Origin of the sequence: Streptosporangium sp. 'caverna' (assembly GCF_003203775.1) — a bacterium.
GTDB lineage: Bacteria > Actinomycetota > Actinomycetes > Streptosporangiales > Streptosporangiaceae > Streptosporangium > Streptosporangium subroseum.
Window position 1 is genome coordinate 1,285,467 of record NZ_CP029711.1, and the last position, 24,649, is coordinate 1,310,115.

General features: G+C 69.4%; 22 protein-coding genes. 7 read left to right on the plus strand and 15 right to left on the minus strand.

Going from position 1 to position 24,649, the window contains the following annotated elements; all coding sequences use genetic code 11:
• Nucleotides 1-80: 80 nt before the first annotated feature.
• From DKM19_RS05885 to DKM19_RS05895, 3 genes are all read right to left on the minus strand, one after another.
• A complete protein-coding gene (locus DKM19_RS05885) occupies nt 81-4,073 on the minus strand; it encodes an Ig-like domain-containing protein (protein ID WP_110694826.1) in 3,993 nt (1,330 codons plus the stop codon).
• A gap of 286 nt (nt 4,074-4,359) precedes the next feature.
• Nucleotides 4,360-4,647 (minus strand): hypothetical protein, encoded by a 288-nt coding sequence (locus tag DKM19_RS05890; RefSeq protein WP_110694827.1) that lies wholly within the window; start codon nt 4,645-4,647, stop codon nt 4,360-4,362.
• Between the two features lie 198 nt (nt 4,648-4,845).
• The gene (locus tag DKM19_RS05895) at nt 4,846-5,202 is read right to left on the minus strand and encodes an antibiotic biosynthesis monooxygenase (protein WP_110694828.1); all 357 of its coding nucleotides are present in this window, start codon (nt 5,200-5,202) and stop codon (nt 4,846-4,848) included.
• A 148-nt stretch (nt 5,203-5,350) separates the two neighbouring features.
• Between DKM19_RS05895 and DKM19_RS05900 the strand changes: the two genes are divergently transcribed.
• Nucleotides 5,351-5,593, plus strand: coding sequence for a hypothetical protein (locus DKM19_RS05900; RefSeq protein WP_162641319.1), 243 nt, complete (start codon nt 5,351-5,353; stop codon nt 5,591-5,593).
• Nucleotides 5,594-5,628: 35 nt separating this feature from the next.
• Here DKM19_RS05900 and DKM19_RS05905 read toward each other — a convergent pair whose 3' ends face one another.
• On the minus strand, nt 5,629-6,843 hold the full coding sequence (locus DKM19_RS05905; protein WP_110694830.1) for an FAD-dependent monooxygenase: 1,215 nt from the start codon (nt 6,841-6,843) through the stop codon (nt 5,629-5,631).
• A 149-nt stretch (nt 6,844-6,992) separates the two neighbouring features.
• Here DKM19_RS05905 and DKM19_RS05910 point away from each other — a divergent pair, with 149 nt between their 5' ends.
• Nucleotides 6,993-7,622 (plus strand): TetR/AcrR family transcriptional regulator, encoded by a 630-nt coding sequence (locus DKM19_RS05910; RefSeq protein ID WP_110694831.1) that lies wholly within the window; start codon nt 6,993-6,995, stop codon nt 7,620-7,622.
• A gap of 274 nt (nt 7,623-7,896) precedes the next feature.
• On the opposite strand, the gene DKM19_RS05915 is transcribed toward DKM19_RS05910, so the two are convergent.
• The 8 genes from DKM19_RS05915 to DKM19_RS05955 form a co-directional block, all read right to left on the minus strand.
• Nucleotides 7,897-9,201: a polysaccharide lyase family 1 protein gene (locus DKM19_RS05915; protein WP_110694832.1), complete on the minus strand. Its 1,305-nt coding sequence runs from the start codon at nt 9,199-9,201 to the stop codon at nt 7,897-7,899.
• Between the two features lie 123 nt (nt 9,202-9,324).
• Complete coding sequence (locus DKM19_RS05920; RefSeq protein WP_110694833.1) at nt 9,325-10,641, minus strand: sugar ABC transporter substrate-binding protein; 1,317 nt, start codon at nt 10,639-10,641, stop codon at nt 9,325-9,327.
• A gap of 139 nt (nt 10,642-10,780) precedes the next feature.
• Nucleotides 10,781-12,898 (minus strand): DUF6807 family protein, encoded by a 2,118-nt coding sequence (locus DKM19_RS52905; RefSeq protein WP_369988140.1) that lies wholly within the window; start codon nt 12,896-12,898, stop codon nt 10,781-10,783.
• Nucleotides 12,895-13,989: a mandelate racemase/muconate lactonizing enzyme family protein gene (locus DKM19_RS05935; RefSeq protein ID WP_239514106.1), complete on the minus strand. Its 1,095-nt coding sequence runs from the start codon at nt 13,987-13,989 to the stop codon at nt 12,895-12,897. Before DKM19_RS05935 ends, DKM19_RS52905 begins: the two co-directional genes overlap by 4 nt.
• A 34-nt stretch (nt 13,990-14,023) precedes the next feature.
• Nucleotides 14,024-14,896 (minus strand): 5-dehydro-4-deoxyglucarate dehydratase, encoded by an 873-nt coding sequence (locus DKM19_RS05940; protein ID WP_110694834.1) that lies wholly within the window; start codon nt 14,894-14,896, stop codon nt 14,024-14,026.
• Nucleotides 14,897-15,781: an NAD(P)-dependent oxidoreductase gene (locus tag DKM19_RS05945; protein WP_110694835.1), complete on the minus strand. Its 885-nt coding sequence runs from the start codon at nt 15,779-15,781 to the stop codon at nt 14,897-14,899. It abuts the gene before it with no gap.
• A gap of 63 nt (nt 15,782-15,844) precedes the next feature.
• A complete protein-coding gene (locus DKM19_RS05950; protein ID WP_110694836.1) occupies nt 15,845-16,726 on the minus strand; it encodes a carbohydrate ABC transporter permease in 882 nt (293 codons plus the stop codon).
• Entirely contained in the window at nt 16,723-17,637 is a 915-nt protein-coding gene (locus tag DKM19_RS05955; protein WP_110694837.1) for a carbohydrate ABC transporter permease, read from the minus strand. Before DKM19_RS05955 ends, DKM19_RS05950 begins: the two co-directional genes overlap by 4 nt.
• A 244-nt stretch (nt 17,638-17,881) precedes the next feature.
• Here DKM19_RS05955 and DKM19_RS05960 point away from each other — a divergent pair, with 244 nt between their 5' ends.
• The 5 genes from DKM19_RS05960 to DKM19_RS50510 all read left to right on the plus strand — a co-directional run bounded on the left by DKM19_RS05960 (nt 17,882) and on the right by DKM19_RS50510 (nt 21,493).
• A complete protein-coding gene (locus tag DKM19_RS05960) occupies nt 17,882-18,853 on the plus strand; it encodes a LacI family DNA-binding transcriptional regulator (protein WP_110694838.1) in 972 nt (323 codons plus the stop codon).
• A 117-nt stretch (nt 18,854-18,970) separates the two neighbouring features.
• Entirely contained in the window at nt 18,971-19,924 is a 954-nt protein-coding gene (locus DKM19_RS05965) for an aldose epimerase family protein (RefSeq protein WP_110694839.1), read from the plus strand.
• Nucleotides 19,925-20,244: 320 nt separating this feature from the next.
• Complete coding sequence (locus tag DKM19_RS05970; protein ID WP_162641320.1) at nt 20,245-20,607, plus strand: hypothetical protein; 363 nt, start codon at nt 20,245-20,247, stop codon at nt 20,605-20,607.
• A gap of 26 nt (nt 20,608-20,633) precedes the next feature.
• Nucleotides 20,634-21,050, plus strand: coding sequence for a helix-turn-helix domain-containing protein (locus tag DKM19_RS50505; protein ID WP_204358670.1), 417 nt, complete (start codon nt 20,634-20,636; stop codon nt 21,048-21,050).
• Nucleotides 21,050-21,493, plus strand: a complete 444-nt coding sequence (locus tag DKM19_RS50510; RefSeq protein WP_204358671.1) for a hypothetical protein — start codon at nt 21,050-21,052, stop codon at nt 21,491-21,493. The genes DKM19_RS50505 and DKM19_RS50510 overlap by 1 nt, the downstream gene beginning before the upstream one ends.
• A 42-nt stretch (nt 21,494-21,535) precedes the next feature.
• Here DKM19_RS50510 and DKM19_RS05980 read toward each other — a convergent pair whose 3' ends face one another.
• The 3 genes from DKM19_RS05980 to DKM19_RS05990 all read right to left on the minus strand — a co-directional run bounded on the left by DKM19_RS05980 (nt 21,536) and on the right by DKM19_RS05990 (nt 24,613).
• Nucleotides 21,536-22,180 (minus strand): LysE family translocator, encoded by a 645-nt coding sequence (locus DKM19_RS05980; RefSeq protein WP_110694841.1) that lies wholly within the window; start codon nt 22,178-22,180, stop codon nt 21,536-21,538.
• Nucleotides 22,181-22,358: 178 nt separating this feature from the next.
• Nucleotides 22,359-23,849, minus strand: a complete 1,491-nt coding sequence (locus DKM19_RS05985; protein ID WP_110694842.1) for a DUF6297 family protein — start codon at nt 23,847-23,849, stop codon at nt 22,359-22,361.
• A complete protein-coding gene (locus DKM19_RS05990) occupies nt 23,846-24,613 on the minus strand; it encodes an ABC transporter ATP-binding protein (protein ID WP_110705504.1) in 768 nt (255 codons plus the stop codon). Before DKM19_RS05990 ends, DKM19_RS05985 begins: the two co-directional genes overlap by 4 nt.
• Nucleotides 24,614-24,649 lie beyond the last annotated feature (36 nt).

Sequence of the window (24,649 nt, forward strand, 5' to 3'; positions counted from 1 at the left end):
GGATCCTCGGGGTGGCATGGAAGCCGGGGCGTTCGCCGACCGCGGCGGTCTCGCAGCCGCGGTCGGCGAACAGCCGCTTTCTACTGGACGGTCACCGCCACGGTGGCCGCCGCCGCCGGCGTGGCGGTCACGTCGGTGGCCGTCGCGGTGAGCGTGTGCTCTCCCGCGGCCAGGGCGGTGGACGAGGAACAGGTCCACGTGCCGTCGTCCGACGCGGTGGCCGTGCAGACCGGGGTCCCCTCCGCCGTCACGGTCACCTTCGCGTCCGGTTCGCTCGATCCCGAGACGGTCGGACCGGCTGCGACGGTCGCGCCCGCCACCGGCGAGGTGATCGTCACCGGCGGGGCGAACCGGGTGACGTCGGGAACACCGTCACCGCTGACCTTCACGACGACGCTGTGCACCGTCACCTGTCCGCCGCCGTTGCGGAGCCGGAAGTCGGCGTCGGAGTGCTGCTGGCCGCCGAAGTAGGCGTCGGGGGCGCTCACCGTCGCGGTCTTCCAGGTGTTGGTCCCGGTCAGCGGGATGCCGGCCGTCGACTTGTACGGGTCCGAGCCGCCGTTGTCGTAGTGCACGGCGAACGAGCCGGAACCCTGGTCGTAGTAGGAGATGGTGAACGTCGCCGAGTAGAACCCGGCATGGGCGATCGAGTCGTCGATGTCGAAGTAGATGTTGCTCTGGGTGCTGGTGCGTGCGGTCAGACCGTCGATCACCGAGGCGGTCGTCGGCCCGTCGAAGCCGCCAGAAGGCTTCTCGTCCTGACTCATCCCGTACGCGTGGTTGGTCGGTCCCACGACCGAGCCGACCACGGCCGTGCCGGGCGGCAGGTCGGAGGCGTTGAAGCTGACCGCCGCCGAGGCGTCGCCGGTGAGTCCGCTCGGGTCGGCCACCGTGGCGTTGATGGTCTGCTGTCCCCGGGTCAGTCCTCCGTCGGGGGCACAGCTCCAGGCGCCGGCGCCGTCCGCCGTCGCGCCGCACACGACCGCCGATCCCTTGTGCACGGTCACGACCCCGTCCGGGATCGTCGTGCCCGAGATGGAGGAGGCGAGCTTGACCGTCGCACCGCCGCGCGGCGTGACGATCACCGGTGCCGGCGGGAACACGCGCCGGTTCGGCACCCAGGGCCCCGTGACGGTCACGCCGACACTGTGCACGGTGATGCCGTGGTCGGCGTGCAGCCGCAGGTCGGCTCCCGCGTTCTGCGACCCGCCGAAGTAGGCGTCGCCGACGGGGACCTCGGCGGTCTTCCAGGTGTTGCTGTCGGTGAGCGCGATGCTGCCGGCGACCTGGTAGGCCTTCTGCGGCCCGGCGTCGTACTGCACCGAGATGGCGCCGGTTCCGGTGTCGAAGTAGGACACGGCCACCTTCCCGTCGTACGACCCGGTCGCGGCCACGTCGTTGTCGACGTCGAAGTACATGTCGCTGCCGTCGGCCCCCGTCCCGGTTCCGGTCGTGCGCGCGGTCAGACCGCTCACGTCGCCGGCCGTGGTGGTGGCACCGGCGGAGCCGCTGTAGTCGACCTGGGTCAGGCCGTAACCCTGGTTGGTGCCGCCGAGGACGGTGCCGACCGTGGCGGTGCCGGACTGCGCGGTCTTGTCGAGGCCGAGCTGCACCTTGCCCAGGTGGCGCGCCGCGGTCGGCGCGCTCCCGGTCACCTCCGCGAACGGCAGGCCGGTGGTGGGCGCGGAGACCTGCTGCACGAGGTACGACTTGTCCTTCTTCACCGGGACGGTGAGGATGTCCTGGCTGCTGGGCGCCACCACCTTGTGGCCGTTCTTGCCGTCGACGACCTCCACCTGCTGCCCCGGCCACGGGTTCTTCACCCGCAGTGTGCCGGAGGCGGAGGCCCCGGTCTCGATCACGGCGGTGACGAGACGGCCGTCCTGCACCTGGACGTCGACCTTGCCGTTGTCCCGGATGTAGACGGTGCCGCTGACGTTCCAGTCGGCCGGCCACGCCGGCGCGAAGCGGATGATGCCGTCGTAGTCCTGCGCGAGAGCCTCGTTGACCGCGGTCGCGACGCCGGACGCCTGCTCGATGTAGGGCTGGTAGCCGACGGTGTTGCCGAGGTCGGCGAACCCGTTCGGATAGACCTGGTGTCCCTCGGTGATCGAGATCAGGTTGCTGCGCACCTCGGCGGGGTTCTGCAGACGCGCCGCGTGGATCGCGTCCATCGACCAGTCGTTGCCGCCCTTGTTCGGGCGGTGGGCGTAGCTGCGCTGCTCCAGCGCGAAGAGGTTCGGATCCTGGTCGCTCACCGTGTTCCACGGCCAGAGCGGCTCCAGTTCGATGTTCTCGCCGTTCCTGCGCGCCGCGGCGGGCTCGTAGGAGATCGCGAGCACGTCGGTACCGGTAGCGTCCGCGGCGGCCGTCTCCGCCGCGGTGTAGTGCGGGTTGAGCAGTTGCTTGAGGGTGGCATCGGTGCGCGGGTACGGCGGGATCTGGGTGAGGGCCTTCGTGGCCTGCTGCACGAGGGCGGCGTCGGCCTTCTTGTCGGTGCCGAGCTCCTTCGCGGCCTGCTGGATGATCGGGAAGAGCGTCAGGTCGGCCGCGATGTCGGTGGTCGGGTCGTTGACGGACCACTGGGTCTCGTGCGCGTTGGCGTTCGCGTGCAGCAGGCCGTCCGCGCCCACCTTCTGGTACGCGAGCAGGAACACCGCCGTGGACTTGATGAAGGGCCAGTACTTCTTCAGCATCTTGAGGTCGCCGGTGGCCTGGTACTGCTGCCACATGTACATCGCCACTTCGGGCCCGCTGGTGATGTTCAGCGCGTTCCAGTTCGGTGCGCTCGCCTGGCTGCAGCTGCCGTTGCCGTTGACCTCGATGCCGTTTCCGTTGAAGCGCATGGTCTCCGACACGCAGGAGCCGGGAAGCCCGCCCATCGCCATCTTGGTCCACGCCTCGATGTCGGCCAGGTCGTCGGAGTACATGTCGAAGATCGGGGTGTTCAGGTCGTGGTTACCCGAGCTCATGTTCGCCGAGATCTGCGTGCGCAGGTTCCACAGCCAGTACGCCGACGGGTTCCAGGTCTGGGCGTCCCTGTTCCAGGAGAACATGTCCGCCTGGCCCGCCTGGCTGCCGGGGTAGATGCCCTCCCTCATGGACGCCGCCTCCTCGTAGAGGTAGAGCGTGCGCAGGTTCTCCATGTAGGCGGCGCTGCCGTCGGCCGAGTCCATCGTGACCAGGCCCGTGTGCCTCCAGTAGCGGTCCCACCAGCGGTCCTGAGCGGACGTCAGCTGTGACTCGGGGACGGTCGCGTCCTTGTCGATCAGCTTGCTCGCGGTCTTGGCGGCGTCGCCGCCCGTCCACGCGGGCGATGCCACGACGACGCGGAACGTCCCGTCCTTGTGCGGCTTGAAACTGACCTTCACCTGCGTCGGGCCGGCGACCGTGGTCGTCACCTGCTCGCCGCCCGCGGTGATGGCCGCCAGCGAGCCGAACGTCTTTCCGCTGCCGATCGAGGGAGCACCGTCCACCCAGGTCTCGGCGAGGGTGCCGATGTCACCGGACACCGCGGCGGCCGGCTTGCGGCCGGACCACAGGTTGATGGTGGCCGTCTGGGCGATGTCGGGGTTCGCGCCGGAGACCTCGACGATCAGCTCGTCCTTCTCCGCCGCCACCCACGCCTTCATCGACATGCCGCCGCCGGACTCGCGCAGCACGCCGTCCGTCAGATCCAGCCGTCCGCTGAAGTCGGCGGCGTGCGAGATCACCGACAGGCCCGGGATGTTGACCTGGCCGGGAGACTTGCGGTCCGGCATGGTGTCCGACCGGTTGAGCTGCGCGGTGAAGCCGCCCGCCGCCCATGCCGCCACGCCCAGCGACCCGTTGCCCAGCGGCATGGACCCTGTGGGATCCACGTTCGGCGATCCGAGCACGATGTCGGAACGGCTGACGACCCCGGCCGAGTCGAGCCGGAAGTTCCCGTTCTGCCAGGCCGTCATCGCCCCCGTCGCCCCCTCGGCCATGCCGGGGTTCACGATGACGATCCCCGCGAGCGCGGCGAGCAGCGCGGACCAGAGCGAGAGGATGCGCCGGAGCGGGACCCGGCGACGGCGGGGGGTGAACTGCACTATGCCCTCCAGGGCTGTACGACGCTCGACCAAAGGTCGAAAAGTAGTCCGATGAATGATCCGTGTCCGGGGATCAAACGAGCACTAAGTGACCAGATGTGCCGAGATGGCCCGATAACATCGGATGAATGTCCGTTCTAATCCATCCGCTGAGCCGCTGTAAAGACCCGCGACACACAAACGTCTCAGCTCGGAAACCTGGACGACCCGTACGCGGAGGAAGCGCACGGCCTCGCCGGCGTCTTCGGCCGCCGCGCCGTACGCGTTCGGGGGACCCGCTGCGGGCTCAGCCGGCGTAGCCGTCGAGGTTGTTCCGGAACTGCCGGTCGCCGGCCCTGTCCCCGTTGGCGGACCAGGTCATCGGGCCGCCGAGGGCGCGTCGGCCGCGGTTGCCCCGGGGCTTCCGGCGGGCCGTGGCGACGGCGGCATCGCGCCCGTCATCCCAGATGGTGCCGGAGCATTTGACGCACCGGCCCTTGCCGTGGGTCTTCATCGGACCCGCGTGGTACTTGACCTGACGGCCCTCGTTCCCGCCGCCCGTGTGTGAGCGTGCCCCCGCTTTCCGGGGGATCAACGGTTGATCATCCTGCCGAAGGGTCCGACATCAAATGACCGAGACGGTCGGATGGGTAACCCACCGGCTCGCAGGCGTCAGAGCGGGGAGCCGGACCGCCACCGCGAGGAAGAGGAGGGCCGGGCAGGCGTTGGAGCGGTGAGGGTCGCCGTAGGAAGCGCCGACCTCACCCGCTGCACAGAGCGGGCTCGACGCAGATCATGACGCATGCCCTGATGGGTCACGGTCGAAGGCGTAGGTCCGCTCGACGCGCGCGACCTCGACCCGGTAGCGGGCGTACCAGCGTTCTCGCCCGAGTCGCTGAGCTTCGAGGTGCTCAAGGTCGCCTTTCCAGGCTGCTATCGACTCGGCGTCCGCGTAGTACAGCACGGTGAGGTCGCCGCCGTCGCCGGCGGTGAGCGACTCGCGCCCGAGGTAGCCGGGCTGGGCAACGCCCAGCTCCGACATCCGGCGGCTCATCTCGGCGTACCCCTGGGGATCGATGCCGCTCGGCTCGGTGGTGATGATGACCGCGTAGTAGGGCGGCGTGGGACGTGACACGTAAGGAGCGGCCATGCCTCATGATATTGACACCGTGCCTCAGCCGATCCCGGGCCCTCGTGGGAACCCTGCACGGTTCGAAATCACGTACAGGCGGAGCCGCGTCAGCTGTTCACATGCCGTTTGTTGCGTTCCGGCGTGATCACGCCGACCATGGCGGATCATGAGCAACGCCGTGCCGGACGACGGCCACCAGCAGCATCACGGGCCCCTTCACGAGCTCGCCGAGCGCATTCATCACCACCACGAGGACGCCGTCCACCGCAGGGAGGAGGCGGAGCTGACCTCCGCCGCCGAACAGGCCGGATTCGACCTGGAGACCGACCTCGGGCACCCCATGCCCCATCCCGGCGGGGACGCGTTTGACATGGACACCGACCTGGGAATAGATCGCGATTCTCGATGAGATCGTCAAGGTGATCGGCGACGCCGCTTCTCCCGTCAGCTTCGGTAGTCCTTGAGCGTGATGGCGGTGGCGGCCTTGCGGATCGCTTCGGTGATGCGGCCGATGACGCGGTCGCTCCAGGACGCGGGCAGGTGGGGGAGCAGCCTGAGCATCCGGGTCTGGACCCAGATCTGTGCCTTGGACGTCACCACCATCCCCTTGATGTTGGCCTGCGCGAGCTTCTGGTTCTGGGTGACGAAGTCGCGCATCTCCTCCTCGTAGCGGGCGAACGCCGTACGGTGGTCGCCCGCCGCGGCGGCCAGCTCGCCGGCCAGCACGTAGGCGCCGACCAGGGCCAGACTCGTGCCCTGGCCGGATGCGGGAGAGGGACCGTAGCCCGCGTCCCCGACCAGCGCCGTCCGCCCGCTGGACCAGCGGTCCATGTGGATCTGGCTGATGGAGTCGAAGTAGAAGTCCGGCGCGTCCCACATGGAGTCCAGCAGCCGGGAGACCTCCCAGGCCCCTCCGGCGAAGGTCTCGGCCAGGATCTTCTTCTGCCGCGCGACGTCCCGGTGGTCGTGGTCGAGCGCCCCCGAGGCGAAGATGAACATGGCCTTGGCCTGGGCATCCTGCCGCGTGCTGTACATGCCGGTGCTCTTTCCCGGTACGGGATGCATGAGCTCCCAGCGGTCCAGGCCGAGGTGGTTGGGGACGGTGAAGATCGAGATGTGGTGGCCGAGGCCGCGGATGAACCGCGACTCGTCGCCGAAGACCAGTGAACGCACGTTGGAGTGGAGTCCGTCGGCGCCGACCACGAGGTCGAAGGTTCGCGGCGCGCTCCGCTCGAAGACGACGTCGACGCCGTCCTCGTGCTCGGTGACGGCGGTGATGGAGTCGTCGAAGATGTACTCGACGCCCTCGGTGATCCGCCCGTGGAGGATGCGGGCCAGGTCGCCCCGCATGATCTCGACGTCGTCGCCCTCGCGCCCGCCGAAGAGATCGGCGTCCATGGTCGCGAGCCGCCTGCCCTCGCCGTCGACCAGCGACGACCCGAGCATGTCGGTGCTCTCCCTCCGGATCTCGTCCAGGATCCCCATGCGCTCGACCACGCCGAGGGCCGCCCCGCGAATGTCGATCTTGTAGCCGCCGGGGCGTGGCGCCGGCGCCCGCTCCACGACGGTGGGGCTGAAGCCGTGGTGGCGCAGCCAGTAGGCCAGTGCGAGTCCGGCGACGCTGCCGCCGGAGATGAGGACGTTGAGGTTCTTCGGCACGGGGGGCTCCTGGGCGTCTCGGTCAGGCGAGCGGTTTCGCCGGGGACGTTGCGGCCCCTGCCTGCTCCACGAACTGTACAAGCGTTTGAAACGATCGTCTAGTACAAGTGTCCAAGACAAATGTTTCAGACTCCGATAGGGTCCGGGTCATGGGAAATCGTGAGGATCTGCTCGCCGGAGCCAAGCGCTGTCTGTACGAGAAGGGTTACGTGCGCACGACCGCGCGTGACATCGCCACGGCCTCCGGCGTCAGCCTGGCGGCCATCGGCTACCACTACAGGTCCAAGGACGCCCTGATGAACGCGGCGCTCTACCAGGCGTTGCAGGAGTGGGGGGATGAGATCGAACGGGCCTTCACCACCGAGGGCGTCGCCGGAGCCACTCCGGCCGAGCGCTTCGCGGCGACCTGGGACCGGGTGATCGAATCCTTCATCACCCACCGGCCGCTCTGGGTCACCCAGTTCGAGATCATCGCCCAGATCGACCACCTGCCGGAGGTGCGCGAACTGCTCGCGGCGGGAGTGGACGCGGCGCGCGTCGGGCTCGCCGAGCTGTTCCAGAACATCCTCGCCACGGGCGAGGGAAAGGAGGAGGAGCGGGCGGCGGTCGGCGCGTTCTACCAGATGATGCTCACCGGCGTGCTGGGGCAGTGGCTGATCGCCCCGGACCGTGCCCCCTCCGGCCGCGACCTGACCGTGGCGCTCCGGGCCGTCGCGGCGAACATCGGCTCGGCCGACGAGGCGGATCAGACGGGGCCGGCCGGCGAGGGACGCGCCTGACCGGGCGCGCCGGACCGAGCCCGCGATCCGTCAGCCGGATCCGGCCGGCGGGCCGGCCCAGGCGGGGCGGCTCCGTTCAGGACCGGAACGAGGAGAGGGCTCCCGCCTGAGGCGGGAGCCCTCCTGTGAACGATGGAGCGCGGACGGGCACTCCGTTCCGCCGTGTGGAGTCAGCCGGCCGCTCTGCCGTACGGAGTCAGCCGGCCGGTTCGCCGTGGAAGGCCGGCTGACGGTCCTGCCGTGCGGAGCCGGCCGGCCGGTTCGCCGTACGGGGTCAGCTGATCTCGCCGACGCCCGCATGCTGGGAGACCGACAGGCGCACCGACTCCGCCGGGTCGATCCCGGTGTGCAGGGTGGGGGTCCAGCCCGCGTCGGTGCCGAAGTCGGGGTCGTTGGCCGCGTTGTAGACGGCGATGAGGTCGATCGGGGTGACCCGGCCGCCGACGCGCAGCACGTTGCCCCGGGCGGTGAGGGTCGTGCCGGCCCAGTTGTAGAGAAGCTTGGCCGGGTCCACCGCGCGGCCGAGGCGGAAGAAGTTGTTCTCGGCGAAGATCTGCGACTGCACGCCCACGCCGAGCGCGTAGACGAAGGTCGAGGCGTCCGGCACCTCGTAGTAGTTGTTGTAGACGTGCACCTGTCCGAAGCGGACACGGGGGAGCCGCTGGAGCACGTCGTCGAAGTGGTTGTGGTGGACGGTGACCTTCAGCTTGCCCACGTCGGCCCCGGGGGTGTTGGTCGAGCCGATCAGCATCGTCTTGTCGTGGCCGGCGAACCGGTTCCACGAGGCCGTGACGTAGTTGGCGCCGTTGGTGATGTCGAGCTGCCCGTCGTGCACCTGGTACGGCCTGCCGAAGTACAGGGGCTGGCTCGAGTCGGGGTTGTCGCCGTCGGTGAAGGTGTTGTGGTCCACCCACACGTGCGTGGAGCCGGTCACCGAGATGTTGTCGTAGAGGGAGTTCCAGTTTCCCTCGGCACCGTCGGTCGGGTCCCACTGCGGGAAGCAGTCGGCGGTGTCCTCGAAGCCGATGTTGCGGACGATGACGTTGTCGGCCTTGTCGACGTGCAGGTTGACGCCGCGGATGCGCGCGTTCTTGCCGAGGCCGACGATGGTGGTGTTCGAGCCGACCTTGAGCTTGATGTTCGCGGTCTGCTTCGCGGCCGAGGCGGCCCGCGCGTCCTCCAGCGGGCCAGAGGGCTCGGTGGTCCTTCCCCACACCGCCGGGTCGTACGCGGCGAGGTAGGCCTGCAGGGTGTAGCCGCCGGTCGTGTAGTCGGCGCAGGTCTTGTCGGTGCCGATCGTCCCCTTCACGTAAATGATCTTCGGTGAGGGGGCGGCGAGCGCGGTGGCCAGCTGGGTCCGGGTGGAGACGGTGTGCACGTTCGAGGCCGGTGCGGCCGAGCCGCCGGTGGTGCCGGAGCCCTCGGCGGCCCAGCCGTCGTTCGCGGGCAGGACCTGGCGGCCCGGGTCCGTGTGCCGGCCATCCAGGGAAGCGGGACCGGAGCCGGTGGCGGCGGACGCGGGTGGGGTGGCGAGGATCGCCAGGGACAGAAGAGCGGTGAGCGCGACGGCTCGTTTCATGGGGATTTCCTCCACAGGTCAGGTGGGAGGGGAGGCTCCATACGGCCCCCGAGAGCCTTCCGGAAAACAACGGGCGGGCGCCCCCATGGTCAGGGGATGGGGGCACCCGCCCGAAGCGGTGGGTCAGCCGCCGTTGCGCTGCTTGTACGCGGCCTGCGCCTCGGTCAGCTTGGTCGCCAGCACGTCCAGGAAGTCCTTGGCGGGCAGGGAGCCCTGCAGGACCTTCTGGAACTCCGGCTCCGAGTCGGTCTTGGTGATCGCGTTGAACTCGGGCAGGTGGTACGGCAGCTGCACGATCTTGGTGGCCGGGTCGTTGAGCACCTTGACCGCCATGGAGACGTGCTGCGACTGCTGGATCCACGCCTCGTCGGCGACCTCGGTGTTGGCCGGGAGCACACCGGTCTGCTCGGCCCAGTAGCTGTTCATCGCCTTGGAGGCGGCGAACTCGGCGAACTTGTAGGCGGCGTCCTTCTGCTTGCCGCTCGTGAACAGGCCGATGCCCGCGACGGGGTTGGACAGGATCGCCTGCACGCCGGCGTCGGACTTCGGCACGGCCATCGCCGCCACCTTGTCCTTGCCGAGCGTCTCGACGTGGTCGGTGTACGACCCCAGGTTGTGCTGCATGATCGCGATGTTGCCGCCGTCGAACTGGGCGACCATCTTCACGTAGTCGTTGCTGATGTCGGCCTCGGGGGTGACCTTCTTGTACATCCCGGCGAGTTTTTCGAGCGCCGCCACGTTCTTCGGGTCGTTGACCGTCGCCTTGCCGGACGCGTCGAAGACCTCGGTGATGCCGGACTGGCCGTACATCACCTCCAGCATCTGGGCGATCGAGCCCGCGCCGCCGCGGATGGTGAAGCCGTAGCGGTTCTTGGCGGTGTCGGTCAGCTTCTCCGTGGCGGTGAAGAAGTCGCTCCAGTTCGTGGGCGCCTCCAGCCCGGCCTCCTTGAACCAGTCGGTCCGATACCAGAACACGCCCATGTTGGTGGACATCGGCACCATGTAGGTCTTGCCGTCGGGGACGGTCCCCTTGACCGTCGCGACGACCTGCTCGTTCAGCTTGCCGCTCAGCGCACCGCCGGAGAGCCGGTCGTCCACCGCGTCCAGTGACTTCTGCGCCACCAGGCTCGACAGCATCGCGGTGGAGACACCGCCCACGTCGGGCAGGCCGCCGCCGGCGATGGCGGTGTCATATTTCTGCTGCACCTGCGCGATCGGGATGCCGACGTATTTGACGGTGATCGTCGGGTTGGCCTTCTGGAACTCGGCGATGATGTGCTGCCACACCGGGGTACGCGCGGGGCCGCCGTTGTCGTCCCAGAACGTGATCGTGGTCTTGCCGTCGGCGGACTTCGTCTCGTCCGAACCGCAGGCGGCCAGTCCCGCGCCGAGCATGAGCGCCGTGGTCAGGATCGCCAGGTGCTTCGAGCGTGTGATCATTATTCGCTGCCTCTCTGTGTCATGTCCCCCGACATCGCTGTAACCGTGCAATCACTGAACTTCGCCCGCGACCTGCCCTTCACCACGAGACCTCCGGGTAGCCCTTCCGTCCTTCATCGCGAGATCTTCGACCCGCTCTTCACCGCGAGACCTCCGAGGCGAGCGACGCGGCGTCGGCACGGCTCAACCGCCCGTCCGCCACGACGGTGACGATCCTTCGCGCGAGGGTGCCCTCGATGAGCAGCGGCGTTTCCCACGCGAGTGCCGGGCCCGCTCCCGGGTACTCCACGACCCGGACGAACCAGGGGTCGTCCCGCTGGACGAAGACCAGGGTCCAGTCGGCCGACGCCATGGCGAGCCAGGGGGAGGTGGAGCCGTGCACGGCCTCCTCGCCGTCGGCGTCCTCGGTGAAGACCTGGCGATCGGCGGCCGATCCCGGCGCCCGCCAGAAGAACCCGCCGTATCCGGCTCCGGCGCGTCCCTTGGTGGCCGAGCTCCTGACCGGCAACGGCTCGCCGGTGAGGTTCGTCAGCGTGAAGGAAAAGTCGAGGGCCCAGCACCCGTCGAGCTCCACCGCCCGGACGCTCCGCGCCTCGCGGGCGATCTCGGAGCCGTCCGCCCCCTCCCAGGCCAGGGACTCCCCGAATCCGGAGGAGTCCCGCCAGGAGAATCCGAGATGCCGCTGCGTCCCGTGGTCCCCGAGCCAGGACGGTCCCCGGTCTTGGACGTAGGTGCGGCCACCCCAGAAGTTGCTGCCGCCCACGTCGGAGACCGCCACGCTCACCCCCAGGTGGTGCACGTGGTCGGCGGGGGCGAGTTCGGTCACGACCGTCCCGCCCAGGGTCCGTACCGGATGCAGGTAGGGCCGGGGTGACGACGTCGGTGGCAGAGAAGTCCGTACGACGTACTCGGCCACCCGCACCCCCGAGACGTCGATCCCCACCGTCTCGGCATCTTCGTCCCCGAAGGCCCCCGGCGTCCCGGGCCGGACGTCCTGCGCGGGTGTCTCGGGCCGGGCGTCCTGCGTGGCCGTTTTGGGCTGGGCATCTCGCGCGGGCGTCTCCGGCCGGACCTCTTGTTCGGTCGCCTCGGGCCGGACGTCCTGCGCGGGCGTCTCGGACATCGGTGTTCCCGGCGTCGGCACCCCTGCCGGTGTGAGGTTCCCGGCGTCTCGGACGGCCGGGGCCCACGGCAGTCCCAGCTCCGAGTAGAGCGCGAGACGCTCCGCGCTCGCCACCGTGACCTCGGCGATCCCGGGCAGCACCCGGCGTTCCTCGTCGATCTCCTGGAACCGGTCCGCGATCGGGAAGGGATCGGGCGCCAGCCGTACCGACTCCAGGACACGCATGAAGCCGGCGGTCCGCTCCAGCGGGACGAGCAGGTCCGCGCCTTCGCGGAGGTGGGCGACCAGGTTCTCCAGCAGGTCGGTCCTGGGGTACACCGTGGAGGTCCCGCCGAACTCGACCCGGTCCTCGGTGTAGGTCAGCCGGATCTGCCCGGTCTCGCCGTGCACGATCAGGTAGGGCTCGTGCCGCCGGTCCGCGCACAGGGTGACCGCCACCGTGACCGGGGTCCCGTCGTCCATGCGCAGCCGCAGGCACGAGGTGTCGTCCGCCTCGATCGTGTTGGCGCGGTAGAGCTCGACCTCGACGCCCTCGATGTCGCCTCCGGCGATGGCCAGCGCGGTCGCCGTGGCGTGCGCGAGCGGGTTGGTGAGGGCGCCGTCGACCACCGCCACCCCGTCGACCTCGCGTTTCCCGGCCCACGGGACCCGGCTGAAGTAGGAGTAGGGGCGCTCCCACGCACCCGCGGCGCCGATCCCGACGACCCGGCCGATCAGTCCGTCGGCGATCATCTTCCGGATCGCGGGGACCGCCTCGGAGCCGAGGCTCTGGAATCCCACCTGGCAGGCGAGGCCGATCTCCCTCGCCACCGCGACGATCTGCTCGTAGTCGGCGAACGTGGCGGCGGGCGGCTTCTCCAGCAGCACGTTCGACCCGGCGCGCAGCGCCCTGGCCGCGAGCCCGGTGTGGGTCTGGATCGGCGTGCACAGGATCGTCACCTCGGCGCCGGTCCGCCCGATCAGCTCGACCAGGTCGCCGGAGAACTCCACCCCGGCGGGGAGCCCGTCGACCGGCCGCACGTCGCATACTCCGACGAACTCGACCAGCCCGGCCTCGGACAGCCGCCTGAGGTTCTTAAGGTGCCACCAGCCGTGCCCGTGCGCCCCGGCGAGTATCACGCGAACCGGTTTCATTCCGTCACCTTCCAGCGCAGTCCCAGGCCGGAGTGGTCTCCGGCGCGCAGTTCGCACTTGTCGACCGAGACCGGGTACGGCTCCGCGAGGAGGCCGAGCGCTGCGAAGGAGGCGTCCTCGACCTCCTCGGCCATGCACGGCAGCGGCAGGGACAGCGCGAGCTGGCCGGAGATCTCCGGCAGCAGGTGCGGATAGACCGGCACCCCGAACGTCCTGGCCAGCTCGGCGATCCGGAGCAGCGGGGTGATCCCGCCCACCCGCACCACGTTCGGCTGGAGGATGTCGCACGCTCCGGCCATCAGCAGGTCCCGGAAGTCGTAGATGGAGTAAGCGCTTTCCCCAACGGCAATCGGGATGTCGACGGCGTCGCGCAGCCGAGCCTGCCCGACCACGTCGTCCGCCGGCAGCGGCTCCTCCACCCAGTGCAGTCCGTACTCCGCCAGCGCGGCGATCGCCCGCCGCGCTCTCGGCAGGTCCCAGCGCTGGTTGGCGTCGACCATGAGCAGCGTGTCGGGGCCGATCACCTCGCGGACCGCGGCGACCCGCGCCACGTCCTCGCTCAGCGCGTCCCGGCCCACCTTGATCTTCACGGCCGGGTGACCCGCCGCCCGCCAGCGCCGTGCCTGGGCGAGGAGCTCTTCGAGCGAGTAGTGCAGGTTCACGCCGCTGCCGTACACCGGCACGCTGTCCCGCCGCCGCCCGAGTGTCTCGACCAGCCCGGCCGCGCCGCAGCGCAGGTCCCACAGCGCCAGGTCCACCCCGGCCATCGCGATCGTGGTCAGACCGCCGCCGCCCGCCTCGCGCAGGTGCCGCCAGAGCAGATCCCAGACGACCTCCGGGTGCGGTTCGAGACCGATGACGGCCTGGCGGATCTCGTGGTCGAGCAGGGCCTGTACGGCCCGGGCCCCGATCTGCGGGGTCCACGAGAACCCGGTTCCCGTCCGCCCGTCGGCCAGCGTCAGCTCAACGGTGATCACGTGATTGGCGGGCACGTCGGCGCCCCACGGCCGGGGCAGCGCCACGGTCCTGAGCGTCGTCGTCAGATCTGTGATCACCGGTCGTTCGCCGCGTCGGGTTCGCTTCGTGCTCATTACTCGCTCACCACCCTTCCTGCACAGCTCCTCATCAGCCCTCCACCAGGGTCAGACCGGACTTGATCAACCGCACGAGCTCTTCGACGTGTTCGGGGGAGGGGTCGACCAGCGGCGGGCGGACCCCGCCCACGTCCAGGCCGCGGTGCCGTACCCCGGCCTTGACCAGGGAGACCGCGTAACCGGGCACCTTGGCGCGCAGCCGTACGAGGGGGGCGTAGAACTCCTTGATCAGGCGCTCGTCGCCCTTCAGGTAGGCGACGGCGATCTCGGGGGCGAAGCAGAACACCGCGCTGGAGTAGAGCTCCACACCGATGCCGCGGTAGGCGGGCATGGTCAGCTCGGCCGTCGGCAGCCCGTTGAAGAACAGGAAGTCCGGCCGCTCCTCCCGTACGGCCAGCACGATCCGCTGCATGCGGTCGATGTCGCCGACGCCGTCCTTGATGCCCGCCACGCCGGGGAGACGGGCCAGCTCGACCGCCTGATCGGGCTCCAGCACGACCGAGCCGCGCTGGTAGATGATCGTGGGCAGCACCTCGGAGACCGCCGCGACGTAGGCCGCGTAACCCTCGCGCGGACCGCTCGCCAGATAGGGCGGCATGAGCAGCAACCCGTCGGCGCCCGCGTCCCTGGCCGCGCGGGCCTGGGCGAGCGCGGTGCCGATCGGGCCGCCGGCGCCCGCCAGAACCGGCACCCGGCCGTTCACGGTCGCGGTCGCGATCCGTACGGCCTCCGCGTGCTCGGCCTCCGACAGCGCGGAGAACTCGCCGGTGCCGCAGGCGACGAAGACCCCGCCCGGATGGTGCTCCAGTCCGAGCCGCAGGTGCTCGGCCAGCACGTCCCCGGCCAGGGCGCCGTCGGTGCCGAACGGGGTGACGGGGAAGAACAGCACTCCGCTGAGGTTCATCTACGGGGCTCCGATCTCTGTGCGCCAGCTCCGCTTCGCCTGCCAGCCGAGCAGCCGTCCGGCCTTGGCCGAGGAGAAGGCGGGCGCCGAACCGGTCAGTCCGGCGGCGAGCCCCGCGGTGGCGGGGTTGATCCGGGGAAGAAGCTCGGCGAGGGGCTCGCGGGCCAGCGCGTCGGCGGCGCCCGCGAAGAACACCTCGCCGTTGGGCAGGTCGGGGAGCCGCTCCAGCAGGGTCAGCACCAGATCGGAGGCGTCGCGGGCGTCGATGTAGTTGAACAGCGACACCCCGGCGATCTCCGGCTGGTCCAGCCGCTCGGCCATGGTGTGTCCCGACTGGGTGGGCGCGCCCGCCCACTCCTCGGGGGCGACGACGAAGCACGGCCGTATCGCCGCCAGCTTCGCCTTCGAGGTGCGGGCGAACGTGGCCATCACCTGCTCGGCGACCAGCTTGGACAGGCTGTAGGCGTTCCACGGCGCGACCGGGTGGTCCTCGTCGATCGGCAGGTAGGCGGGGGCCCAGGAGGCCGTGCCGTACCCGATGACCGTGGGGCTGCTGGCGATCACGATCCGCTCGACCCCGACCGCGGTGGCCGCCTCGCACACGTTGAACGCGAGCTGGGTGTTGACCCTGTAGGTGAAGGCGTCGGTCCGGCTGAACGGGGTGGCGATCGCGGCCAGGTGCACCACGGCGTCCGGGCGGAACCGCGACATCACCTCGAAGGCCTCGCCCAGATCGGTCAGGTCGGCGGGGAGCACGGCGGAGGCCTCGGCGGGGGTGCCCGGCGCGGTGTCCACGCCGATCACCTCGTGCCCGGCGTCGGCCAGCGCGGTGACCACGCTCCGGCCGAACCGCCCCGCGCTCCCGGTGACGAGAGTTCGTGTCATTGGTCGTTCACCGCTCCTCATTCGTTGCGCCGACGATCTCGGTTCTCGGCCGGCCGTGGTCTGTCATCCCTTCACCGCTCCCGCCGACATGCCCTGCACCAGGTAGCGCTGGATGAAGGCGAAGACCAGCACGACCGGCACCGCGGCGACGACGCCGCCGGCGGCCAGGGCGCCGAAGTCCACGCTGAACTCGCCCAGGGTGTAGGAGAGGCCGACGGGCACGGTGAACTTCTCCTGGTCGCTCACGAACATCAGCGCGAACAGGAAGTTGTTCCAGCTGTGAATGAAGGCGAACGAGCCGACGGCGACCAGCGCCGGGCGCAGCAGGGGCAGCACCACGGCGAAGAAGCCGCGCAGCCGGCCGCAGCCGTCCACCCAGGCGGCCTGCTCCAGCTCCACCGGGACGTTCCTGATGAAACCGCTGATCAGGATGAGGGAGAGCGGCAGCTGGAAGACCGTCTCGGCGATCACCAGGCTCCACAGCGAGTTGACCAGGCCGAAGGTACGGAAGATCTCGAACAGCGGGATCAGCATCATGGCGCCGGGGATGAACTGCGTGCAGAGCATCCCCATCATGAAGAGCTTCTTGCCGCGGAAGTCGTAGCGGGCCAGGGCGTAGCCGCCCGCCAGCGCGATCACCGTGGTCATGAACAGCGAGGCGACGCCGACCATCAGGCTGTTCTTGAAGAAGATCGCGAAGCCGAGGTCGTTCCAGACGACCGCGAAGTTGTCGAAGGTGATCGGCCAGGGCAGCAGCGAGCTCGAACCCCTGGGCCGGAACGCGAACACCAGCATCCAGTAGAAGGGGACCAGCGTGAACACCAGGTAGAGCCCGAGGGGAACCCAGATCTGCCAGCGGCTGACCTTGTTCTTCTCCCCGCGCCCGGTTCGTGGGATCCGTGCGGGTGTGGACAGGCGTGGCCGTTCGGCCGTCTGGAGTGTCATGCCTTCGCTCCGAACTTGCTCATCCGCAGGTAGGCGATCGAGAAGAAGGTGAGGATCAGGAAGGCGGCGGTCGTCAGCGCCGCGCCGTACCCGAAGTCATGGGACTGGACGGCCTTGGCCGCCACGTACAGCGGCAGCGTGGTCGTCGCGTGCGCCGGGCCGCCGCCGGTCAGCGTGTAGAGCAGGTCGACGTTGTTGAACTCCCACACGCAGCGCAGCAGCGTGGACAGGATGATCGCGTCCTTGAGGTGGGGCAGCGTGATGTGGAAGAACCGCCGCCGGCGCGAGGCGCCGTCCACCGAGGCCGCCTCGTAGAGCTCCTTGGAGATGCTCTGCAGGTCGGCCAGGAGCAGGATGGCGAAGAACGGCACCCCGCGCCAGAGTTCGGCGAGCACGGCCGCCCAGAAGACGGTGTCGGGGTTGGCCAGCGGGGCGGAGCCGTACTGCATGAGCCCCATGTCGGCGAGGTAGCGCGAGACACCGGTCGTCGGGTTGTAGAGCAGCACCCAGATTCCGGTGGTCAGCACTCCGGAGACCGCCCAGGGAGAGAACACCAGGGCCCGGGAGAGTCCCCGGCCGATGAAGCTCTCGTTCACGATCAACGCCAGGGCCAGGCCGAATATCAGCTGCAGGAAGACCTCGACGCCGACCCACTTGACGCTGAAGCCGAGGCTCTGCCAGAACAGCGGATCCTCGAACAGCAGCCGGCGGAAGTTGTCGAGCCCGGCGAAGCCGTTGTCCCACGGTTTGGTGACGTTGTAGTTCTGCAGGCTGTAGTAGAGGACGCTGGCCATCGGGTAGACGAGAAAGCCGAGCATCGCGACCACGGCGGGGGCGATCAGCAGGTAGGGGGTCCTGGCGGCGCGGCCTGGACGGCGGCGTATCCGGGGATTCGCCGTAGTGATTGCCATGCCGGCAACTCCTTCCGATTCGGCGTCACGGGCTGCAACCGGTTGCATGAAACATTGCTGACATCTCCGAGCAACGTCAAGGGCTCAATTTGGTAAACCCTTTCCCAGCTGCTGGTTCGTCGGGATTTAAGGGGATTGAGGTGCACCAACCGGTCGTACGATGATCCGGGCGGTCGACGACTCGGCGTTGACAGCGATACAACCGCTTGCATTAATGTGCTGCAGAGCGCAACGAAGGAGCACAGTGGCAGCGACGATCAGGGACGTGGCACAGGCATCGGGAGTTCATGTCTCGACCGTGTCCCGCACCTTCTCCGCGCCTCACCTGGTGAACACCGAGACGCGCAGCCGCGTGCTCGCGGTGGCCGAGGATCTCGGTTACCGGCCCAACCGCGCCGCCCGCGCGCTCACCACCGGCAGGACCCACAACCTCGGCCTGATCGTCGCCGACATCTCCAACCCGTTCTTCCCGCCGTTGATCAAGGCGGCCCAGGCCCACGCCAGGGCGCGTGACTATCACGTGTTCGTGGCCGACACCGACGAGGACCCGCAGGTGGAGGAGGAGCTGATCCAGACCCTCACCAAGCAGGTCGACGGGGTCCTGCTCTGCAGCCCGCGACTGTCCAACCGGGTGATAGAGCGGCTCCACGCCGACGTGCCGTTCGTGGTGGTGAACCGGCGGGTGAAGGGGATGCCGACCATCCTGATGGACGTGGGTCAGGGCGCCCGGCTCGCGATCGAGCACCTGACCGATCTGGGTCACCGCCGGATCGCCCTGCTCTCGGGGCCGAGCGGCTCGTGGACCAGCGAGGAGATGCGCGCGGCCGCCACCGCGATGAACGGCGTCGACCTGGTGATCCTCGGTCCCAACGCGCCCACCGAGCAGGGCGGCCTCGCCGTCGCCGACGAGGTGATCGCCTCCGGCGCGACGGGCGTGCTCGCCTACAACGACCTGATCGCCCTCGGGCTCATCGAGGGGCTCTACGAGCGCGGCGTGCGGGTGCCGGCGGACATCAGCGTGGTCGGCGTCGACGACATCGTCTCCGGACGGCTGAACCGGCCCAAGCTGACCACCGTGGCCATGCCCACGGCCGCCGCGGGACGGATGGCCGTCGACCTGCTGCTGCAGTCCGTCAACGACGGCGCCGCCACCGCGCTGGCGACCCTGGAGACCAGCCTGATCGTCCGCGAATCCACCGGAGAGGCACGACGTTGACCGCCTCCCCGCGGCTGAGGCCCGGGGTTCCCACGCCCAAGGAGTTGCGATGAACGTCGAAATCACCCCGCCAGGCACCTGCCACGACCGCCGATCCAACCCGCGCGAGGAGTCTCGATGAACTTCGGAGCCACCCCGTCAGGGGAGCAGGTCGAGCGGCACGTGCTGACGAACGGGCGGATGCGCGCCTCGATCCTCAGCTACGGTGCGATCCTGCAGTCCCTGGAGGTCTCCGGGGTCGACGTGGTGCTCGGCTACACCGCCCTCGGCGACTACCTGACACGCAGCCGCTACTTCGGCGCGGTCGTCGGCCGGTACGGCAACCGCATCGCGGGCGGGCGGTTCACCCTCGACGACGTCTCCTACGAGCTGCCGGTCAACAACGGGCCCAACAGCCTGCACGGCGGGCCGGGCGGCTTCTCCAACCGTGTGTGGCGGGTGGACGGGGTCTCCGACTCGGCGGTGACGCTGGCGTACGTCAGCGCCGACGGCGAGGAGGGCTATCCGGGCACGCTGACCGTCTCGCTCACCTACACGCTGACCGAGGACGCGCTGCGGCTGGACTACCGCGCGACCACCGACGCGCCGACCGTGCTGAACCTGACGAACCACTCCTACTTCAACCTCGCCGGGGACGGCGACATCCTCAAGCACGTGGTCCGCATCGACGCCGACCGCTACCTGCCCGTCGACTCCACCAAGATCCCGACCGGCGAGCTCGCCCCGGTGGCGGGCACCGCGTTCGACTTCGCGACCCCGTACGAGGTCGGTGCCCGGATCGACGATCCCCTGCTGGGCGGCGGCTACGACCACTGCTACGTGCTGAACGGCGGCATCGAGGTCCTCGAACCGGTCAGCGGACGGGTCATGGAGGTCTCCACCACCGAGCCGGGCGTCCAGTTCTACTCCGGCAACATGCTGGACGGCATCGCCACCGCGTACGGCGCGCACGCCGGCCTCTGTCTGGAGACCCAGCATTTCCCCGACTCGCCGAACCAGGCGCACTTCCCCTCCACGGTCCTCCGCCCCGGCGAGGAGTTCGTCTCCACGACGAGCTATCGCTTCCGCTGACACCATCTGGCCGCGGCCAACCTGGCACCGTCGAAAGCGGCTTTTTTGAGGTAGTGGATAAAACGCATTTAATCGTCACCTCATATCCACCGCTCCAGTCATCGGATCTGTCTCCGGTAACCGGGAAGACGGCGTGACGCCAGGGGATTGAAGGCGCTTTCAAGGCAATCGGGGCGGGCGCCTGACCAGGATCGATATCGGCCGAGGTCATCGATCCGCGCCCGCCGGAGTGAGTTCCCCGAGTGGAGAGTGGGCGAACCTCAAGCCGTGTAAGTTCAACACCTTCGCCATCGACAGCCACACGCAGGCAAAGGTGCAGGGTGAAGGACAGACCGAGATCAACGTGGCAGCTCTACACCACGGCTTCCGGATCTGCCGTGGTGAGCAAGGAGATCCACGAGGCCTTGCAGGGCAAGTCGCCGATGGTGGAACTGGGAAACCTCATGCAGCGCATCGAGGACGGCGAGACGCTTCGACGCGACACCAGGCATCTGAGCAAGGAGCTGCACGAGGCTCGGCTCACCCGTGAGACGAACGAGTACCGCCTGTACTACGCCGTCAACCCCCGGGGGGAGCATGTGCTTCTCGCTCTCAAGTTCCAGCTGAAGGGAAGCTCGGGAGCTCAAGACCGAGCCATGGAAGTCGCGCGGGATCGGCTGACCGAGTGGCGGGGCAGGATATAAGGTGAACCCGATATGAGGAGGTCATGATGGATCAGCACATCGCCGATCTGCTGGGCATCGATCTGGACGACCCCGCCGTGCGCCGAGAGAGCGCGGCCGTTGAGCGTGACATGCGGCTGATCGAGACCCTCGTGAGGACACGCAAGCAGCTCGGCCTCTCTCAGGCGGAGGTGGCGAGCCGGATGGAGCGCAGCCAGCCGTCTGTCTCCGACTTCGAGCGCGTCGGCGGAGATCCCCATCTCTCCACGATCCGCCGGTACGCCCTGGCCATCGGAGCCGAGGTGCGCCACACGGTCTGCGTGACGGTGATCGAGCAACCCGCCACTCAGGCGCCCTCCTCGCTCATAGTTCACATGGAGGACGCCAGAGGGGAGTCATCCATGGCGACGCAGAGCAGCGCAACGAGTGCCATGGCGGTCAACCTGATTCACAGGAGCGCGTGATGCAGGCGTTTCTTCTCCTGTGCGACTCGGCTCAACCCGACCTGGCCACGGGGAAAATACATATGCTCGGCGCCGGTTGGTCGGTAACCGGACCCGCCGTTCCACCGATGACGATTGCGGTCTTTCTCCGCCTGTCCTGGGGTGAGGCGAGTTCGCCGCACGAATTCAGCCTGGACCTGGTCGATGATGACGGCAAGCCCGTGACGGCGCTCTCCCAGGAAGGCGACAGGCCGATTCAGTTCAGCGGGAACATCGGTCTGGACAACGCGGCGCAGGCGGCGGCCGACGAAAATCTTCGCAAGATAGGACTGCAGAGCAGCTTTACGGTGAACGTTCCGCCCCCGCCATTGAATCCGGGCTGTCACTATAAATGGATCTTCACCGTGGACGACAGAGAGCTGTCCAGCATCCCCTTCAGCATTCGGCCACTTCCGGAAGACTGAAGGGGAGGGCGAAGAGCCGGTGGGGCTTGATGCGGGCGGCTGTCAGGTTCTGGCCATCGCGCTCTCGCCGGTGAAGGCGGCCACGGCGCCCAGGCCGAGATAGACCACGCCGCTGGTGACATCCAGACGACGGCGGGCGCGGGCGGAGCGGCGGAGGCGACCGGCCATGGCCGAGGCGAGCAGGGCGAAGGCGCCGTCACTTGCCATGCCGAGGGCGATCCAGATCACGCCGAGCAGCAGGATCTGCGGGGCGATCGGGCCCCGGGTGTGGTCGGTGAACTGGGGCAGGAAGGCCAGGAAGAAGATCGCGGTCTTCGGGTTGAGCACGTTGACCACGAAGCCCTGCCAGAACATCCGGGACCGGGTCGCGAGCGGCGGCTCGACGGCCTCGTCCCCGCTCGGGCGGGCCATCAGCTTGCGGACGCCCAGCCAGACCAGGTAGGCCGCGCCGAGATACTTCACCACGGCGAACGCGGTCGCCGAGGTTGCCAGCAGGGCGCTGATGCCCAGGGCGGCGGCGGCCACGTGGACCACCGAACCGAGGTGGATGCCCAGCACCGAGATCAGCCCGGCGCCCCGGCCCTGGGAGACGCTGCGGGTCACGATGTAGAGCACCGCGGGACCCGGCACGAGCAGCAGGGCGAGGGTCGCGGCAGCAAAAAGGGCAATCGTCGTCAGATCCGGCATGGTCGGATTCTAGGCTCGGCCAATCCCCGACCGCCCCAGGTTTTTTGGCGGCTCCCAGGGGCCCTGGCCGCGGGGAGCGGACAGCACGGACCGCGTCGGGGTTCCGGTGGTGAACTCTCAGGGATTCTTCGTCAGTCGAGGGAGGCGACGCGGACCGCGTCAGGTTTTCGATGGCGGTTCATCCGAGGCTCTTCACCGCGCGGAGCAGGTAACCCGACAGGACGACGGTCCCGGCCAGTGCCTGGGCGACCAGGAAGCCGCCCAGTGCGGGTGGCTGGGCGGCCAGCGCCAGCATCAGCGGGAGGCATCCCAGCGCCGCGAGGTCCACGCCGTTCGTCGCCCACAGGAGCGGGCCGGTGGGGATCGTTCCGAAATAGGTCTCGATGAATGGCATCGAGTGGTCGACGGGATCGCGCCGCGCCATCCGCAGGCTGCCGGCGGCCAGGGCCGCCGCGCTCAGCGGCCCGAACAGCCACCACGGTCCCGCCACCACACCGGCCAGGGTCAGCCCGGTCAGGGCGAGGGCGAGCCAGACGCCGCTCAGCAGCGCGGGCAGCAGCGCCCGGGCGGCGAGGGCGGAACGGGCGTCGACGCCGAGCAGGCGTGCGAGGCCCGGGTTGTCCGCGTCGCGTCGCGCGCCCCAGGTGGCCGTCGCCGCGGCGGCCAGCGCACCGGCGAGCACGATGCCCGTCACGATCGCGGTGACGCCGCCGGCGGCCTGCGCGGCCAGGGCGGGCAGCGCGGCGGTCCCGGACAGTACGGCCAGCCGTCCGGGACGCCGTCCCAGGCGACGCCAGTCCTGCCAGGCCAGGGCCAGCGGGGCGGGAAGCGACGGCCAGGGCCGTGAGCGCAGGGTGCGGCCCCGCCAGTGGTTGTCCTCGGTGATCCAGGTCAGGGCGCCGGGATCCATGCCGACGGCGGCGCCGGCCACGTGACCCGCGCGGGTGGAGGCGTCCAGCACGCTCCGCGCCGGGATCCGCGCAAGCGACGACCACGCCTGCCGTACGAGCAGGATCGCCGTCGCGGCGGCCACGGCCGCGAGGGCCGCGCCGAGCGCTGCGGGCGCGGTCGCGACGGCGGTGAGGAACCGCCGCGCGGGACCCGCCGCGGACAGCGCCGTGACCACGGCCAGGAGCGTGATCGCGACGAGGGTCACGTGCAGCCACGAACTCCAGGCCTGCGACGACTGCGAGAGCACGGTCAGCGCCATGCCGCCGACACCCGCGGAGAGACCCAGGACCACGGCGGTGACCAGTCGTATCGTCAGCTGGTCGGGAGCGCCCAGGACGGCGAGCACGCCCACCCCGAGCGTGGCCCCTGCCAGTACGGAGATCACCAGCAGCAGCCTCGCGGTCCGCCCCAGCACGCCGCGGCGGTCCAGTGGGGACAGCACCAGCCAGGCGGCGTCGGGAGCCGGCACCGCGAGGGGGCCGATCGCGCGGGCGGTGGCGAGGAGGCCCGCGTAGGTCAGGGTGATCAGGGCGATCCCCGCTCCCGTCCGTGACGGGTCCGCCTGATGGACGATGGCCGCGAGCGCGGAGGAGACGGGCCGGGCCAGCACCGCGCCGAGCATCGCGAGCCCGAAGAGGGTGGTGTAGCGATCCAGCCAGCTCGCCGGAGTGCGGCCACGCGACCGGATGAACGCGCGGACGACGGGGACGGTGCTCATGCTCCGTGCCCCGCCTGCTTCGCAGGCTCTGCCTGCTTTACGGGCCTCGTCCGTTTCGCGGGCTCCGCCTGTTCTACATGCTTCGCCTGGTTCGCGGGCTCCGCCTGGTCCACGGGCTCTGCCTGTTCTGCCCCTTGCACACGTCCGTCCGTCAGCACGAACCGGCGGGCCAGGGTGGCCTCGGCGAGCTGAAGGTCGTGGGTCGCCATGACCACCGTGCCACCGGCGGCGGCGTACTCCGTCAGGATCGTCGCAAGACGTCTCCGGAAGGCCGCGTCGAGTCCGCGTTCCGGCTCGTCGAGCAGGAGCAGCCGACTCGGCCGGAGCAGGGCCGCCGCCAGCGAGAGTCGCTGCCGCTGGCCGGTGGAGAGGGTCAGCGGTGACGCGTCCGCACGCTCCTTGAGGTCGAACAGCCCCAGTGCCGCCTCGACCTCGAAACGGGGTGAGGCGTGGACGGTGCGCACCAGCTCCAGGTGCTCGCGGACCGTCAGCCCCGGGTACCACGCGGGCTCGTCTCCCGTCAGGACGACGTCCCGCCAGAAGGCGGAGTCGTCTCTCGGCGGGCCGCCCAGGACGTCGAGCTCGCCCGAGCCCGGTGGCTGCAAACCGGCCAGGCAGCGCAGCAGCGTCGACTTCCCCGCGCCGTTGACACCGATCACCGCGACGATCTCGCCGGGTACGGCCGTCAGATCGACGCCTGTGAGAACGGGATTGCCGCCGAGTTCCACTCCGACGCCGCGGACCATGATGATCGGTATGGGCACCGTTAGAGAGTAGCCACCGCGGGTTCTGCCCGCGAA

Bases quoted from the DNA above. Each gene is read 5' to 3' on its own strand.
- DKM19_RS05895 (WP_110694828.1), bottom strand. From the start codon at position 5,202: ATGGCCGCTCCTTACGTGTCACGTCCCACGCCGCCCTACTACGCGGTC.
- DKM19_RS05900 (WP_162641319.1), top strand. From the start codon at position 5,351: ATGAGCAACGCCGTGCCGGACGACGGCCACCAGCAGCATCACGGGCCC.
- DKM19_RS05910 (WP_110694831.1), top strand. From the start codon at position 6,993: ATGGGAAATCGTGAGGATCTGCTCGCCGGAGCCAAGCGCTGTCTGTAC.
- DKM19_RS05915 (WP_110694832.1), bottom strand. From the start codon at position 9,201: ATGAAACGAGCCGTCGCGCTCACCGCTCTTCTGTCCCTGGCGATCCTC.
- DKM19_RS05920 (WP_110694833.1), bottom strand. From the start codon at position 10,641: ATGATCACACGCTCGAAGCACCTGGCGATCCTGACCACGGCGCTCATG.
- DKM19_RS52905 (WP_369988140.1), bottom strand. From the start codon at position 12,898: ATGAAACCGGTTCGCGTGATACTCGCCGGGGCGCACGGGCACGGCTGG.
- DKM19_RS05935 (WP_239514106.1), bottom strand. From the start codon at position 13,989: ATGAGCACGAAGCGAACCCGACGCGGCGAACGACCGGTGATCACAGAT.
- DKM19_RS05940 (WP_110694834.1), bottom strand. From the start codon at position 14,896: ATGAACCTCAGCGGAGTGCTGTTCTTCCCCGTCACCCCGTTCGGCACC.
- DKM19_RS05945 (WP_110694835.1), bottom strand. From the start codon at position 15,781: ATGACACGAACTCTCGTCACCGGGAGCGCGGGGCGGTTCGGCCGGAGC.
- DKM19_RS05950 (WP_110694836.1), bottom strand. From the start codon at position 16,726: ATGACACTCCAGACGGCCGAACGGCCACGCCTGTCCACACCCGCACGG.
- DKM19_RS05955 (WP_110694837.1), bottom strand. From the start codon at position 17,637: ATGGCAATCACTACGGCGAATCCCCGGATACGCCGCCGTCCAGGCCGC.
- DKM19_RS05965 (WP_110694839.1), top strand. From the start codon at position 18,971: ATGAACTTCGGAGCCACCCCGTCAGGGGAGCAGGTCGAGCGGCACGTG.
- DKM19_RS50505 (WP_204358670.1), top strand. From the start codon at position 20,634: ATGGATCAGCACATCGCCGATCTGCTGGGCATCGATCTGGACGACCCC.
- DKM19_RS50510 (WP_204358671.1), top strand. From the start codon at position 21,050: ATGCAGGCGTTTCTTCTCCTGTGCGACTCGGCTCAACCCGACCTGGCC.
- DKM19_RS05980 (WP_110694841.1), bottom strand. From the start codon at position 22,180: ATGCCGGATCTGACGACGATTGCCCTTTTTGCTGCCGCGACCCTCGCC.
- DKM19_RS05985 (WP_110694842.1), bottom strand. From the start codon at position 23,849: ATGAGCACCGTCCCCGTCGTCCGCGCGTTCATCCGGTCGCGTGGCCGC.